Origin of the sequence: uncultured Microbulbifer sp., assembly GCF_947504145.1 — a bacterium.
Taxonomy (GTDB): Bacteria; Pseudomonadota; Gammaproteobacteria; order Pseudomonadales; family Cellvibrionaceae; genus Microbulbifer.
Genome location: NZ_CANNGQ010000003.1, coordinates 48928 through 64055, shown reverse-complemented (window position 1 = coordinate 64055; position 15128 = coordinate 48928). Strand labels below are relative to the sequence as shown.

Below are 15128 nucleotides of genomic sequence, written 5' to 3'. Positions count from 1 at the left end.
TGCGTTGGTGGAGCGTTGAAGTAAGGTCGGGAAGGGCGATCCTCGTGCAACGATAAAGTGCAGTCTTCAATGCGTTGTTTTTTGCACTTTTTATCGGTTAATGCTGCGCGGTATCTGAATGAGAGATTGTAGTTCCGGAGCTTTGGTCGAAATCCGCACCGTTGCAAGAGACATAAAGAAAGACGAAATTTACTGGGCTCGGGAAGCATTGCAACCTGCGCGGGATCTGTCTGCTGGGTTAATATGGCGCGCACTGTAGGGAATGGGGGGAGACATGTCTGGTACCACACTTTATTGGCACGACTATGAAACCTGGGGGGTGAACCCGGGCGCAGACAAGCCCTCTCAGTTTGCCGGTATCCGTACGGATGAAGCCCTGAACGTGGTCGGCGAACCGCTGATGATCTACGCCAAACCCGCCAGTGACTGTCTGCCGCAGCCGATGGCCGCACTGGTCACCGGGCTGTCGCCACAAAAGGCGCTGGCGGAAGGGCTGCCGGAAATCGAGTTCATAAAGCGCATCGTCGACGAGCTGGGGGCGCCGGGCACCTGCGGGGTAGGCTACAACAGCCTGCGGTTTGACGATGAGGTCACCCGTCACACCCTGTACCGCAATCTACTGGATCCCTACGAGCGCGAGTGGAAGTCCGGCAACAGCCGCTGGGACATCATCGATATGGTGCGGCTTACATACGCCCTGCGCCCGGAGGGTATTGTGTGGCCGGAGCGGAAAACCGCCGCCGGCGAAAGCGTCCCCTCTTTCCGCCTGGAAGAGCTCACCGCGGCCAATGGCATCAGTCACGAAGGTGCGCACGATGCATTGTCCGACGTGCACGCCACCATCGATATGGCGAGGTTGATCCGCGACAGGCAGCCCAAGCTTTACGAATACGTGTACAACCTGCGCCGCAAACAGGAAGTGGCAAAAATCCTCAATCCGCGCGACCGCAAGCCGCTTCTGCATATCTCCGGCAAGGTGCCGGCGACCCACGGGCATCTCACCTATGTTCTGCCGCTGGCCATGCACCCGGTGAACCGCAATGCGGTCATCTGTGCGAATCTGGCTATGGACCCGCAGCCGATTCTGGACCTGGATGCCGATGCCCTGCGCGAACGCCTGTATACGGCCCGCGACAAGTTGGGTGAAGGAGAGCTGCCGGCGGGGCTGAAGCTGATCCATTTGAACCGCTGCCCGGTACTGGCGCCGGCGAAAATGCTCTCCGACCAGCGCGCCGCCGATCTGCAGATCGACAAAGCGGCCTGCGTGGCCAACTGGCAGACGCTGCAGGGGCTGGACCTGACCGAAAAACTGCACAAGGTTTTCCTCGACGGCGACTTCCCGGCAAAAGACGTGGAGGCCCGCCTCTACGACGGCTTTATGAACGATGCCGACCGCGATACCTGCCGCCAGCTGCACAATGCCCTCACAAGCCGCGGCGCGGACGCGTTGGCCGGGCCGGTGCCGTTTACCGATTCGCGCCTGCCCGAGCTACTCTTTCGCCTGCGGGCGCGTAACTTCCCAGACACGCTTGGCGAAGAGGAAGCGGAGCGCTGGGAGGAGTGGCGTTATCAGCGGCTCACGGATCCGGCGTTTGGTGGGAGTATCACGATGGAGGCGTATTTCGAGGAGATTGCGCGGCTGCGGACTGAATACCCGGATCGCACGGCGCTGCTGGATCAGCTCGAAGCCTGGGGTGATGCACTCCTGGGTTGAGACGCTTCCTTCTTCCTTGTTGGAGCCAGCAGGGTGCTTCGCATCGGGGGCTGGCACCGCGCATCCACGAATTCCCGGCTGTATCACCAGCGCAAGCCCGCGTAGAATAGCGCCCGCAAAGCCGCCGGCGATCCCGGCGCAAATCAGTGCATGAAGTGGAGCATCAATGGACTTTATCGGCGCCAATATTCTTTCCGTCAGCCAGTTTGAGCGCGGCGACATCGACCGTATTTTTGCCGTGGCAGACACCATGGTCCCCTACGCCCGCCGGGAAAAGGTCACCCGGGTACTCGAGGGCGCTATCCTCGGCAATATGTTCCTGGAACCCAGCACTCGTACCCGTGTCAGTTTTGGTTGTGCTTTCAACCTGCTCGGCGGCACCGTGCGCGAGACCGTCGGCATTTCCGCCAGTGCCCTGGCCAAGGGCGAATCCCTGTACGACACCGCGCGGGTCCTCTCCGGCTATTCTGACGTCATCTGCATGCGCCACCCACAGTCAGGCTCTGTGGCCGAGTTTGCCGCCGCCAGCCGCGTGCCAGTAGTTAACGGCGGCGACGGCGCCAACGAACACCCTACCCAGGCACTGCTCGACCTGTACACCATCCGCAAGGAGCTGGAAGGCAAGGGCCGTTCCCTGGACAACTTCCGTATCGCCATGATCGGCGATCTGAAATACGGACGTACCGTGCACTCCCTGTGCAAATTACTGTGCCTGTTCAACAACGTGCAGCTGGTGTTTGTCTCGCCGGAAGAACTGGCGATGCCGGATGTCGTCATCGAAAAACTCCGCGAGGCGGGTCACCAGGTCACGGTATCCGATCAGCTCGAGCAGTCCATCAAGCATGTGGATATTGTCTACTCCACCCGCATTCAGGAAGAGCGATTTGAATCCCAGGAAGAAGCCGACCGCTACCGCGGCCGCTTCCGGCTCAACCGGGATATCTTCACCCGCCATGCCGAGCCCAACACCGTCATCATGCACCCGCTGCCGCGGGACTCCCGCGCGGAAGCCAACGAGCTGGATTCCGACCTGAACGAACACCCGAGCTTGGCGATTTTCCGCCAGACCGACAACGGCCTGCTGGTGCGGATGGCATTGTTTGCCATGTTGTTGGGGGTGGACGACAAGGTGGATCAGTACGCGCGGCCGATAACCTGGCAGACGCGCCGCAATCAGATATAGCGCCTTTCAAATCGGGCGCTGCCACAATTCGCCCTTTTTGATCTTCAGTGGGCCTTAATTCGGCCCGGCCCTCGCCAGCTTGCTCTCGTTTAATGCCTTCAGAACGTAAATATCTGGAGGCTTCTGTGAACCGTCCCTTTTTTCATGCGCCGCGCATTTCGCGCGAACTGCTGATTCTCCCAAACGACGAATACTACCGCCGCCGCTACCGCAAAAGTCGCGGTGGCAGCTGGCTGTTGTTGCTGGTTACCGCCATCGCCGTGCTGGTGGCCGCGCTTGGCGCCCGTGCGCAAACTATTGAGCACAGTGACGAGGAGACTCTGGAACAGTTCGAAAACGTCAGCATGAATGAGTCCGGCAGTGGTGACCTGCTGTTTAGCGGCTCTGAGCCCGGGCGATATAGTCCCGCGATGCATCTGGGCACGGAAGTGGATATCCGTGTGCGCGGGCTGGTGGCCGAGGTCAAACTGGAGCAGCAATTCCGCAATACCAGTAATGACTGGCAGGAGGCGGTGTACGTACTGCCGCTGCCAGAGAGCGCCGCGGTCAATGGAATGGAAATTGTAATCGGCGAGCGCCGTATCCTTGGCAAGGTGCGCGAGCGGGAAGAAGCAAAAAAAGTCTACAAAGAAGCCAGGGCGGCGGGTAAGCGTGCGGCATTGCTGGAGCAGCAGCGCCCGAACCTGTTTACCAGCCGTGTGGCCAATATCGCACCGGGAGATGAAATCTCGGTGGAAGTGCGTTATCTGCAGACCCTGCGCTTCGACAGTGGTCAGTTCAGCCTGCGATTGCCCAGTACACTGACACCGCGCTATATGCCGGGTACGCCGGTGGCGGCAACACAGGCAGTTGCGTTGAACGCACACGGTTGGTCTCTGCCTACCGATCAGGTACCTGATGCGGATGAGATCTCCCCGGTAATGATGCCGGCGGCCGAGCTGGCAGCCCACAGTGGCAGCCACCAGATGAAAATTCGTGTGGACCTGGGCATGGGGTTGCCGCTCGCGGATATTTTCAGTCCCTACCACGAGGTGAATTTCCATCGCGAGAAGGACCACCGTTATCAGGTGAGCCTGAAGCAGGGCAGTGTGCCCATGGATCGCGACTTCGCGCTGTACTGGCGCCCGCAAACATCGGCCATGCCCGCGGCTGCATTGTTTGCCGAGCAGTCGGCAATGGCCAGCGAGCCCGCCGCGCAGTATTTGCAATTACTGTTGCTCCCGCCCCAGGAAAACTTGACCGCGCGCAAGCTACCGCGCGAGGTCGTGTATGTGGTGGATACCTCCGGCTCCATGGGAGGCAACTCCATTCGCCAGGCCAAAGAGAGTTTGCTGCTGGCATTGTCTCGTCTGACTGCCATGGACCGCTTCAATATCATTGAATTCAACAGTACCCACAGCAATCTTTTTCCCCGCCCCATCATCGCCACTCCGGAAAATATCCAGCGCGCCCGCAGTTGGGTGGAATCTCTGCAGGCTGCCGGCGGCACGCGCATGGCCCCGGCGTTGAGAGAGGCGCTTTCACAGCAGCTGGACCACCAGACTGGAGAGCTGGTGCGGCAGGTAGTTTTTATTACTGACGGCTCTGTGGGCAATGAACGTGCGTTGTTTGAGATGATTCGTCAGCGCCTTGGGGAAACCCGCCTGTTTACCGTGGGTATTGGTTCCGCACCCAACCATTTTTTTATGACCAAAGCAGCGCAGTATGGCCGCGGCAGTTTTGTGCAGATTGGCGACCTGGCGGAAGTGCAGCGCAAGATGGGCGCGCTGTTTGAAAAACTGGAAAGCCCACTGGTGACAGACCTTGAAGTGCAATGGCCACAGGGCATCAAGGTGGAGTCTTACCCCAAGCGCTTGCCGGATCTGTATCGCGGCGAACCGATTCGCCTGATGGCGCGGACCGATGGTAGCGCGCTGGGTACGGCCGCAAGTGGAGATGTGGTGATCAGTGGCCGTCTGGCCGGCAAGCGGTTTACCCGCAGATTGTCGTTGAGTCAGCTGTCGGTCGATCAATCGGGTAAGGGAATCGGCAGCCTGTGGGCGCGGGAGAAAATCGGTGCTCTGCGCGACGAGCAGCGCGAGCGCGGACCGATCAATGATCCCGAGGCGGTCGATCCGCTGCGGGAAAATATTCTCGGCCTGGCCTTGGGTTATCAGCTGGCCAGCCCGTACACGAGCTTTGTTGCGGTTGAAGAAACTCCGGTGCGCCCGCAGTCGGAGTCGCTCAAGTCAAACCCGGTACCCAATGCCGTTGCTCGCGGGCAGGTAATGCAGTCGTTTACGTATCCTTCCACCGCAACCGGTGTGTATGGGCAGCTGATTCTCGCGGCAATACTTCTGACATTGGGCGGTCTCTTGCGGTCTGTTCAGCGCGGTCAGCAACTGGCTGCGCGATGGGGCGGACACTGGCAATGGCTCCGCAAAGGGAAGTCGTCTGCTGAGCGCGCTTTGCGTCGCTGGCTGCGCGGTGTGATTCCGGACCTCCGTCGTCGCAACCAGGGCCGCCAGTCTGGACTGCCTCAATGACTCGGATAGCGCGATTCGGCCCGTGGATATCCACACTCTGCATCACGGTTGGGCTGTGGCAGCTGGGCGGCGGTGCCTGGCTGCTGCTGAAAGCAGAAGTGGCCCAGTACCTGATCAGCGATTCCTGGCAGCGCCAGCTCGCCAGCAGCGAGGAACAGAAGCCCTGGCCCTGGGCAGATACCTGGCCGGTAGCCCGGTTGAAAATAGGGGGTGAAAAAGCGCTGACGGTATTGCACGGAACCAGCGGCCAGGCACTGGCATTCGGGCCGGGGCTGCTCATCGGCTCCGGTGAGCCCGGCAATCTGGCCGAACCCCGCACCACCGTCATTGCCGCACACAAGGACACGCATTTCCGCAATCTCGGGACGCTGAAACCCGGTGCGGTGATACAGCTGCAAGATAAGAGTGGGCGCTGGCACGCCTATCGAGTCCGAGGATCGAAAGTGGTCAACAGTGAAACCGAGCGTTTGCCGGTGGCGAGAGTGCCGGGGCTGCTACTGGTAACCTGTTATCCCTTCGATGCCGTAACTGTGGGGGGGGCCCTGCGCTATTTGGTGTACGCGGACCATGTCGACCCGGTTTCTACGGTGCAGATGTAGTCTGCGAATTGGTATTCGCCGGTGGTTTTCGTCAAGCTTGAGGTCGGTAGATTTGTGTCGCGGCTGGTACGGCCGTCCATTCTGGAGTCCTCACCTGCGCCGGGATGGCGGGAAAACGTGACCAAAACCGATTTTTTGGACTCAATTTTGTAACAAAATTTTCTACTTTGACCGCTATATGTTTCAGTAAACCTGCCAATTGGCAAATAATTGTTTTACAAATTGGTTTTATTTGTTACTAATCGTCCTATCTGGAAAAACGTTTGTAGTAATACTACAATCGCCCCCGCTTACGCACATGCAGCCGGTTAATTGAGGGCATCTCTGTGCGCCGTAAGGCGTCCGCCCTACAGTTGACGGGCCGAGAATTCAACGCCGAATTCAAAGTCGAGCCGGTATTAACGAGCCCCTGAACAGGCTCCGATGGCCGGCGGTATTCAGGTCGCACAGTCCCTCCCGTTTCATGCACTGCTGAAACGTTGACCACCGTTCGTTGCTTTTCCGCCACAAAAGGCGGTGATCTGGCGAATCTGGTCGCAGAACCCGGGGGAAATCCCGGTGTTTGAGGTACTGTTGCGCCACAAATAATTCTGACCATAAAAAACACCGACTCGACGTCGTATATTCGCCGAGGAGCATTTGATGCACGAAGAAACCGACATTCAGGAAACGCAAGAGTGGCTGGACGCGCTGCAGGCGGTCATCCGTCACAGCGGTAAGGAACGCGCCGCGTTCCTGATCAAGCAGCTGTCTGACCGCGCCACCAACACCGGCGTACAGCTGCCGGCGGCCATTACCACTCCGTACCGCAATACCATTCCGCCGGACGCGGAAAAGCGTATGCCCGGTGATCTGTTCATGGAGCGTCGTATTCGCTCCCTGATCCGCTGGAACGCGCTGGCCATGGTGGTACGCGCCAACTCCAACAGCGACAGCCTGGGTGGCCACATCGCCAGCTTCTCGTCTGCAGCGACTCTGTACGACGTCGCGTTCAACTACTTCTTCCGCGGCAACGAAGCTGAAGAGCGCGGCGACCTCATCTTCTTCCAGGGCCACAGTGCGCCGGGCATCTACGCCCGCTCCTACCTGGAAGGCCGTTTTGACGAGGAACAGCTCGACAACTTCCGTCGCGAAGTGAACGGTAAGGGCCTGTCCTCGTACCCGCACCCGTGGCTGATGCCGGAATACTGGCAGTTCCCCACCGTATCCATGGGCCTGGGCCCGATTCAGGCGATCTACCAGGCGCACATCATGCGCTACCTGTCGGCCCGCGGTCTGTCTCCGCGCGGCGATCGCAAGGTGTGGGCATTCCTCGGTGACGGCGAGTGTGACGAGCCAGAATCCCTCGGCGCGATTGCGCTGGCGGGCCGCGAGAAGCTGGAAAACCTGGTCTTCGTGGTCAACTGTAACCTGCAGCGCCTGGATGGCCCGGTCCGTGGTAACGGCAAAATTGTTCAAGAGCTGGAAGGCGTATTCCGCGGTGCCGGCTGGAACGTGATCAAGGTCCTGTGGGGCCGCCTGTGGGATCCGCTGTTCGATAAAGACGAAAAAGGCCTGCTGCAGAAAGTCATGGACGAGACCGTCGATGGCGAGATGCAGAACTTCAAGGCCAACGGTGGCGCCTATACCCGCGAGCACTTCTTCGGCAAATACCCGGAGCTCGAGGAGATGGTCAAAGACTTCTCCGACGAAGAAATCATGAAGCTCAACCGCGGCGGCCACGACCCGTACAAGGTGTACGCGGCTTACGCCGAAGCCATGGCGAGCAAGGGCAAGCCTACCGTGATCCTGGCGCAGACCGTAAAAGGCTACGGCCTGGGTGCTGCCGGTGAAGCGGCAATGGATACCCACAACGTCAAGAAGATGGACACCGAGGCGCTGAAGCGCTTCCGCGACCGCTTCGCGATCCCGATTACCGATAAGGAAATCGAGGAAGTTCCCTACTACCGCCCGGCGCCAGACAGCCCGGAAATGAAGTACATGGCCGAGCGCCGCAAGGCACTGGGTGGCCCTGTACCGTCGCGCAGCACCGAAGTGGCGAAGCTGGAAATCCCGGAACTGGACGCCTTCAGCGCCCTGACCAAAGGCTCTGGCGACCGCGAAATCTCCAATACCATGGCGTTCGTGCGTGCGCTGTCCGTGCTGGTGAAAGACAAGAAGATGGGCAAGAACGTCGCGCCCATCGTGCCGGACGAAGCGCGTACTTTCGGTATGGAAGGCCTGTTCCGTCAGCTGGGTATCTACTCATCCCAGGGCCAGAAATACACTCCGGTCGATCACGGCCAGATCATGTATTACAAGGAAGACAAGAAAGGCCAGGTGCTGGAAGAGGGCATCAACGAAGCCGGCGCCATGTCTGCATGGATGGCTCTGGCAACCGCCTACAGCAACCACGGCGTGCCGATGGTGCCTTTCTATATCTACTACTCCATGTTCGGCTTCCAGCGCATTGGCGACCTCGCCTGGGCGGCGGGCGACATGCAGGCGCGTGGCTTCCTGATCGGTGCCACTGCTGGCCGTACCACTCTGAACGGTGAAGGCTTGCAGCACCAGGACGGCCACAGCCTGGTACTGTCCGGTACTATTCCGAACTGTAAGAGCTACGACCCGGCCTTCGGTTACGACCTGGCAGTGATCATTCGTCAGGGCCTCAAGGAGATGTACGAAGAGCAGAAAAACCTGTTCTATTACGTCACCGTCGAGAACGAAAACTTCCTGCAGCCGGAAATGCCGCAGGGTGTCGAGGAAGGCATCATCCGCGGTATCTACAAGCTGGATGCCAATTCCCGCAAAAAGGGCAAAGGCAAGGCCGCCAAGAAGCACGTACAGCTGGTCGGCGCCGGTTCCATCCTGCGCGAAGTCATGGCTGCCGCGGATATTCTCGCCGACCAGTTTGGTGTGACCTCCGACGTGTGGAACCTCACTTCCGCTACCGAAGCGGCCCGCGAAGGTCAGGACACAGTGCGCTGGAACATGCTGCACCCGACTGAAACCCCGCGTAAGTCCTGGGTGGAAGAGCAGTTTGAAGGCAACGAAGCGCCGGTTGTTGTGTCTACCGACTACATCCGTTCCTACGTTGAGCCGCTGCGCGAGTTTATCGATGGCGACATGATCACCCTCGGCACCGACGGCTTCGGCCGCAGTGACAGCCGCGAGCAGCTGCGTCGCTTCTTCGAAGTAAACCGCAACTACGTGGCTATCGCGGCCCTGAAGGGCCTGGCGGATCAGGGCGTGATCGAGGCATCTGAGGTGGCCGACGCCATCAAGAAGCTCAATATCGATCCGGAAAAAGTAAATCCGCGCCTGGTCTAAGGCCCGCTGAATAAGGAAGGTAAAGACATGGCTAAACAAGTCATTAAAGTGCCTGATCTCGGCGGCGCCGATCAGGTAGATGTAATTGAAATCGCCGTAGCCGTGGGTGACACGGTCGCGGAAGAGGATGCGCTGATTGTAGTGGAGGGCGACAAGGCCTCCATGGACGTGCCCGCGCCGATGGCTGGCAAGATCCTGAGCATCTCCGTCAAGGAAGGTGACAAGGTCTCTGAAGGCGATGTGATCGGTGAAATGGAAACCGATGCAGGCGATGACGCTGGCAGCGACGCGGCAGAAGAACCTGCTCCGGCGCCTGCTGAAGAGTCTGCGCCTGCGCCGGCTGCTGAAGAAGCACCGGCCTCCCAAGAAGCCCAGGCGTCTGCTGGCGAGGAAAAAGAAGAAGAGATCAAGGTTCCCGACCTCGGCGGTGCGGATGCCGTGGACGTGATTGAGATTTCTGTTTCTGCCGGCGACGAAGTGGAAGAGGGTGACGCGCTCATCGTCGTGGAAGGTGACAAAGCGTCCATGGACGTGCCGTCTTCTACCTCCGGTACCATTGTTTCCATCTCTGTAAAGGAGGGCGACAAGGTTTCCACCGGTGATGTGATCGGTGTGATCAAGACCCTTTCCGGGGGTGAGAGTGGAGGTGGTGCGCCTGCACCGGCTCCGGCCGCATCTGCGCCGGCGCCCGCACCTTCCCCTGCTCCTGTGAGTGAAGCGGAAGCACCCCAGCAAGCGCCGAAGCGGGATCCTCATGTAGAGCGCGACCTGACGCCCTCCGCCGAAGTTTACGCCGGCCCCGCGGTGCGCAAACTGGCCCGCGAACTGGGTGTGACTCTGAATAAGGTCAAGCCTACCGGCCCGCGCAATCGCGTCACCAAAGACGACCTGAACACCTACATCAAAGAGCAGGTGAAGAAGGCCGAGAGCGGTGCTGTGGGTGGTGTTGGCGGCGGCATTGGTATTGCACCGATGCCGGAAGTGGATTTCAGTCAGTTTGGCCCGGTCACCACCGAGCCGATGAGCAAAATCCACAAGCTCACCGCAGCCAATATGTCCCGCAACTGGCTGAACGTGCCTCACGTCACCCAGTTCGACGACGCGGACATCACCGAGCTGGAAGACTTCCGCAAGTCCATGAAAGCCGAGGCGGAAAAGCGTGGTGTGAAGCTCACTCCAGTGCCTTTCCTGCTGAAAGCGGCCGCGGCGGCACTGCAGGAAGTGCCGAGCTTCAACGTATCCCTGCACAACGATGGCGAGCACATCGTGAAGAAGGATTACGTGCATATCGGCATGGCGGTGGACACACCCAAGGGCCTGATGGTTCCGGTGATCCGCGATGTGGATAAGAAAGGCCTGTACGAGCTGGCAGAAGAAGCCACTGCGATGGCCATCGCTGCTCGCGACGGCAAGCTGAAGCCCCGTGACATGCAGGGCGCCTGCTTCACCATCTCCAGCCTTGGCGCCATTGGCGGTACCGGCTTTACCCCGATCGTCAATGCGCCGGAAGTGGGTATCCTCGGTGTGTCCAAGTTGGCTATTCGCCCGGAGTGGAACGGTAAGGAATTTGAACCGCGCAAGATGTTGCCACTGGCGCTGTCTTACGACCACCGCGCCGTAAATGGTGGCGATGCGGGCCGCTTCCTCACCTACCTGGCGGGCGTACTGGCCGACGTGCGCAAGCTGCTGCTGTAGCCTTAGGTTTCTCAGCGTCCAAAAAAGCGCCGGTGGTTTTCCATCGGCGCTTTTTTTTTGCCCCCTTTTTGGTCTGTTCGTTGCTCCCCAGTTTTATGAGCGGTGTCTCATTTTTCGGGCAATAAATGCGTCGCAAGTGGCCGATTGTCGTCTAAATACGGGTAACGTTGATTTCTGCGTATTTAATTCTGGTTAATTACTGTACATCGTCGTCGAACACTACCTGCGCGCTAAACTGAAAGTATCAGTGAGTAATTACCGGAAGATAGGAATTTCCGGTTGTGGTCAGGCAGTAATGAAATTGCGAGGTAATTGAGCCATGAACCGCACAGGGATCGCCACAGTGGCAATGGGAGCTGCGCTGTGTATACAGGGTTGTGTATTCGTACCTTATGGGAACGAAAACAGTTACGATCCATTTTTCTTTAACCCCGATGACAAATCCCAGAGCGCGGATTTTGTCGAAGTGGGCAACTATCTTCCGAATGCGGCGGCGCCACCGGCAGCCAGCCGCCAGTGCTCGATGGATGGAAATGGCGACCGAGTGGGCTCTGCCTGCTGGTTTTTCCCGGTGATGCGCGTGTATTAAGGGGCGTGTATTCAACCGGTATCTGAAGTGATTGTTAAGGAGGCCCCATGCGCAAACGAGTGACGATACTTTCCCTGATGGCGGCAGCGACGCTGCTTTCCGCCTGTGGTACCAGCAGTGTGCGCGATCAGGTGGTCTACCCTAACAGTGCGCCCATTCCCCGTGCGCCAGCGCATGCGGAGCAGAAAACCAACTACGATGGTTGCCCCGGTGATGCCGAAGAGTTGGCACCGGGCTCCATTTGTCCGGCCACTGCCCAGTGCTATGAAATTTCTGGCGGCCGCCGCTGCATCGTGTACGAGAAGTAAATCGCGCGAATGCTCGTGATACCTCAGGGAGTGGGGTACCTGGATTAGCTATCACAGAGGACGTGATATGAAGCTGCGCCTTTTTTACGTATTGGCTATTCTGCTGTCGGCTGGCTGCGCCAACACCGGTGGCAATTTGGAAAATGCCGCCGGTCTGGATGGTTTCTGGTGTGACCTCACCGGCACGCCGGCTACTTATTACCAGCGGCCGTTGCCGGCCAACCTGCTGCCCGCTTATCCCCGCAATTGCTTCGCCGGTGACACCGAGGTTCACACCGCAGGTTCCTGTCTGGTGGACGATGCAGTCTGTTATCAGCTGGATACCGGCGCCTGGTGTACCGCGGGACGCGCGCCACAGTGCCCTGCTGGCACGTCACCGATGGCAGTGGATGCTCCCTGTCCCGAGGGCGGTAAATGCTGGATGTACAGTGAGGGGTTGCGCTGCCACACCGTGGGTGCGTAAGTGGCTTGCTGGTTGGCTACCGCTTACCTACCGCCCACCTACCGTTCTCCAGAATCGGGCCAGGGCAGCCACAGGCTGACCTGTAGTCCTCCTTCGCGCCGGTTGTGTAGCCGAATCTGTCCGCCGTGGGCGTCGGCAATTTCCCGGCACAAGGCCAGCCCCAGACCCACACCCTGGGGTTTGGTGGAGTAGAAGGGCAGTAGCGCTTGCTGCAATACCTTGTCGTTCATACCACTGCCGCCGTCCGATACGGTGAGTAGCTGGCCGTGAGCATCGGCCTCAATTTGCAGAGTAATATCCTCTTCCGCACTGCCCGACTCTCCGGCGTTCTTCAGCAGGTTTAACAGCGCCTGCTCCATTTGTACCGGATCAAAATAGCCCGGCCGCAGTGGCAATTTCCCTTTCAGCGTAACCGGGTGCAACGCCTGAAGGTGCGTCACCAGAGATGACCAATGCACCTCCTCACAGGAAGGCGGCGGCAATTTGGCGAAACGCGCATAGCCCTGGGTGAATTCGGTCAGATGTCGGCAGCGGTCGGCAATCACATCAAATACACCCGCCAGTTGCGGCGAGTCGATTTTCTCCGAGAGCATCTTGCCGCTGTGCGCCATGGAGGAAATGGGCGCGAGGGAATTGTTCAGCTCGTGGCTGATCAGGCGAATGACTTTTTTCCACACCTGTACTTCAGCGCGGGTCAGCTCTTTGGTCATTTCCCGCAATAGAATCAGTCGGTGCTTTTGCGCGTTGAGTACGAAGGTGCTGTTACTGATATGCAGCGTGTGGCTGCCGTCGTCGTCGAGATAGCTGGTGAGTCCGTCCTGTTTCTGCTCGATAGCCCGTGCCAGCTCGGGCGGGCACAGGGTAAGAATCTGTTGTAGCAGATGTCCCTGTAACGGTTTTCCATTGTGCAGCAGGTGGCGCGCGCTGGTATTCGCGTAAATGATATGTTCGCGCTGATCGATCAGCAGCAGCGCCAGCGGTGAGCTCTGGATCACCGTATCCAGCAGTAATTCTCGTTGGTGGATATGTGCCCGTTCCCGCCGAAGTATTTCTCCCACCTCGTTGTACAGGTCCGCCAGCTGCCCTAGCTGGTCTTTGCGGTTCAGTGCCAGGGAAATGGAAAAGTCGCCGTCGCGGAAATTCAGCAGGCCGCCTTCGAGGCTCTGCAGTGCGCGGTTGAGGTTGTGGGTGAGCGGCCGCAACAGCACATACGCTAGAACGAGTGCCAGCAACAGGCCGGCGCTCCAGGCTAATATCGGCTGTGCGCCCAGGTGCAACAGGCCAAAGGGAATCCCCGTACCCAGTGTTACCGCGAGTATGACCGTGGCGAACAGTTTTCCTTCGATCGAGGTTTTTGGGCTGGTACCGCGGGGCATCAGTAGGGGATTCCGTATTTATCCAGGCGGCGGTAGAGCGCCTGGCGGCTCAGGCCCAGCTCGCGGGCGGCCTGGGCGATAATGCCGTTGCAGTTCGCCAGGGTCTGCTCCAGCAGTTCGCGGCTGGGTTCAAAGCTGTGTTCCGGCATTTTTAACTGCGTGTCTTCCGGCAGGGCGAGAGTCGTCTCTTCAATGATTTCGTCTTTGGTGAGTACGGCGGCGCGCTGCATTACGTTTTGCAGTTCACGCACATTGCCCGGCCAGCGGTAGCGCATCAGGCTTTGCTGGGCCTGAGGCCCCAGATTTTTTCCGCTCCCGGCGAGGAAGCCCCGGGCCAGTGGCAGAATATCTTCCGGTCGCTCGCTCAGTGGCGGCAGTTTCAGTTCAATCACATTCAAGCGATAGAACAGGTCCTGGCGGAAGCGGCCATCGGCAATCATCTGTTGCAGATTGCTGTTAGTGGCGCTGATCACGCGCACCTGCACCTTGCGGGTCTGGCTGCTGCCCAGGCGCTGAAATTCTCCGGTCTGCAATACGCGCAGCAGTTTTACCTGGCCGCTAGCGGAAAGCTCACCGATCTCGTCGAGAAACAGGGTGCCGCCGTCCGCCGCTTCGAACCGACCCTGTCGCACCTTATTGCCGGCGCCGGTGTAGGCACCGGCTTCTGCACCGAACAGCTCCGCTTCCATCAATTCTTCCGGCAGCGCACCCACATTGACCTTGATATAGGGGCCGTCTTTTACGCTGGAGTTGGCCTGCACAATATCGGCAATTTTTTCTTTGCCGGCACCGTTAGGCCCGGTGATCAGTACGGGTACATGGGCATGGGCCACCTGGGTGGCCATTTCCAGCAGGGTCTGCACGCGCTGGCTGCGGTAGATGATACCCCGTAAATCAAACTGGTCTTGCAGCTGGTCTCGCGCTTTCTGTGCGCGGTTTTGGGATTGTCGCTGCTGTTCTTGCAGATCGTGCAGTTCCAGCAGGTTTTTGATCGTAGCGATGAGCTTGTTGTCATCCCAGGGCTTGCCCACATAGTCCGCCGCCCCGGCCTTGACCAGTTCGACGGCCATTTCCAGCTGGGTCCAGGCGGTGAGCAGGATGACCGGTATATCCGGTTGCAGTTCGCGCAGGGCAAAAAACAGCGCGCGGCCCTCTTCCCCGGAAGTGGTATCGGCGGTGAAGTTCATGTCCTGAATGACGAGGCCAACATCCGGGTTTTCCCGCAGCAGCTGCAGCCCCGCCTGGGGCGTAATGGCGGAGAGAGTTTGGATATTGTGGAGGGACAACAGCAGGGACAGGGCAGAGATAATGCCGGTGTTGTCGTCGATGATAAGTACTTTGTCCAACGAAAGCGGCTCCAGCTT

11 protein-coding genes are annotated in these 15128 nt (G+C 59.0%); 9 read left to right on the top strand and 2 right to left on the bottom strand.

The window, feature by feature from the left end; translation table 11 throughout:
• The first annotated feature begins 274 nt into the window (after positions 1–274).
• The 9 genes from sbcB to Q1A74_RS10955 all read left to right on the top strand — a co-directional run bounded on the left by sbcB (position 275) and on the right by Q1A74_RS10955 (position 12388).
• The gene (gene sbcB, locus Q1A74_RS10995) at positions 275–1714 is read left to right on the top strand and encodes an exodeoxyribonuclease I (protein ID WP_299595738.1); all 1440 of its coding nucleotides are present in this window, start codon (positions 275–277) and stop codon (positions 1712–1714) included.
• 166 nt (positions 1715–1880) lie between these two features.
• Positions 1881–2897: an aspartate carbamoyltransferase gene (locus Q1A74_RS10990; RefSeq protein WP_299595736.1), complete on the top strand. Its 1017-nt coding sequence runs from the start codon at positions 1881–1883 to the stop codon at positions 2895–2897.
• 125 nt (positions 2898–3022) lie between these two features.
• On the top strand, positions 3023–5422 hold the full coding sequence (locus tag Q1A74_RS10985) for a marine proteobacterial sortase target protein (RefSeq protein WP_299595734.1): 2400 nt from the start codon (positions 3023–3025) through the stop codon (positions 5420–5422).
• A complete protein-coding gene (locus Q1A74_RS10980; protein WP_299595732.1) occupies positions 5419–6021 on the top strand; it encodes a class GN sortase in 603 nt (200 codons plus the stop codon). Before Q1A74_RS10985 ends, Q1A74_RS10980 begins: the two co-directional genes overlap by 4 nt.
• Positions 6022–6663: 642 nt before the next feature.
• Positions 6664–9333 carry a pyruvate dehydrogenase (acetyl-transferring), homodimeric type gene (gene aceE / locus Q1A74_RS10975; RefSeq protein ID WP_299595730.1) on the top strand — a complete coding sequence of 890 codons (2670 nt, stop codon included), beginning with the start codon at positions 6664–6666 and terminating at the stop codon, positions 9331–9333.
• 27 nt (positions 9334–9360) lie between these two features.
• Positions 9361–11028, top strand: a complete 1668-nt coding sequence (gene aceF, locus Q1A74_RS10970; RefSeq protein WP_299595728.1) for a dihydrolipoyllysine-residue acetyltransferase — start codon at positions 9361–9363, stop codon at positions 11026–11028.
• A 319-nt stretch (positions 11029–11347) separates the two neighbouring features.
• Positions 11348–11617, top strand: a complete 270-nt coding sequence (locus tag Q1A74_RS10965) for a hypothetical protein (protein WP_299595726.1) — start codon at positions 11348–11350, stop codon at positions 11615–11617.
• A 47-nt stretch (positions 11618–11664) separates the two neighbouring features.
• Entirely contained in the window at positions 11665–11925 is a 261-nt protein-coding gene (locus Q1A74_RS10960; RefSeq protein WP_299595724.1) for a hypothetical protein, read from the top strand.
• Positions 11926–11992: 67 nt separating this feature from the next.
• Positions 11993–12388 carry a hypothetical protein gene (locus Q1A74_RS10955; protein WP_299595722.1) on the top strand — a complete coding sequence of 132 codons (396 nt, stop codon included), beginning with the start codon at positions 11993–11995 and terminating at the stop codon, positions 12386–12388.
• A 38-nt stretch (positions 12389–12426) separates the two neighbouring features.
• Here the strand turns inward: Q1A74_RS10955 and Q1A74_RS10950 are convergent, their stop codons facing one another.
• The gene (locus Q1A74_RS10950; RefSeq protein ID WP_299595720.1) at positions 12427–13764 is read right to left on the bottom strand and encodes an ATP-binding protein; all 1338 of its coding nucleotides are present in this window, start codon (positions 13762–13764) and stop codon (positions 12427–12429) included.
• Positions 13764–15110, bottom strand: coding sequence for a sigma-54 dependent transcriptional regulator (locus Q1A74_RS10945; protein ID WP_299595718.1), 1347 nt, complete (start codon positions 15108–15110; stop codon positions 13764–13766). Before Q1A74_RS10945 ends, Q1A74_RS10950 begins: the two co-directional genes overlap by 1 nt.
• Positions 15111–15128 lie beyond the last annotated feature (18 nt).

What these genes read in the sequence shown, in the direction of transcription:
- sbcB (WP_299595738.1), top strand. Translation starts at nt 275, where the DNA reads ATGTCTGGTACCACACTTTATTGGCACGACTATGAAACCTGGGGGGTG.
- Q1A74_RS10990 (WP_299595736.1), top strand. Translation starts at nt 1,881, where the DNA reads ATGGACTTTATCGGCGCCAATATTCTTTCCGTCAGCCAGTTTGAGCGC.
- Q1A74_RS10980 (WP_299595732.1), top strand. Translation starts at nt 5,419, where the DNA reads ATGACTCGGATAGCGCGATTCGGCCCGTGGATATCCACACTCTGCATC.
- aceE (WP_299595730.1), top strand. Translation starts at nt 6,664, where the DNA reads ATGCACGAAGAAACCGACATTCAGGAAACGCAAGAGTGGCTGGACGCG.
- aceF (WP_299595728.1), top strand. Translation starts at nt 9,361, where the DNA reads ATGGCTAAACAAGTCATTAAAGTGCCTGATCTCGGCGGCGCCGATCAG.
- Q1A74_RS10965 (WP_299595726.1), top strand. Translation starts at nt 11,348, where the DNA reads ATGAACCGCACAGGGATCGCCACAGTGGCAATGGGAGCTGCGCTGTGT.
- Q1A74_RS10960 (WP_299595724.1), top strand. Translation starts at nt 11,665, where the DNA reads ATGCGCAAACGAGTGACGATACTTTCCCTGATGGCGGCAGCGACGCTG.
- Q1A74_RS10955 (WP_299595722.1), top strand. Translation starts at nt 11,993, where the DNA reads ATGAAGCTGCGCCTTTTTTACGTATTGGCTATTCTGCTGTCGGCTGGC.
- Q1A74_RS10950 (WP_299595720.1), bottom strand. Translation starts at nt 13,764, where the DNA reads ATGCCCCGCGGTACCAGCCCAAAAACCTCGATCGAAGGAAAACTGTTC.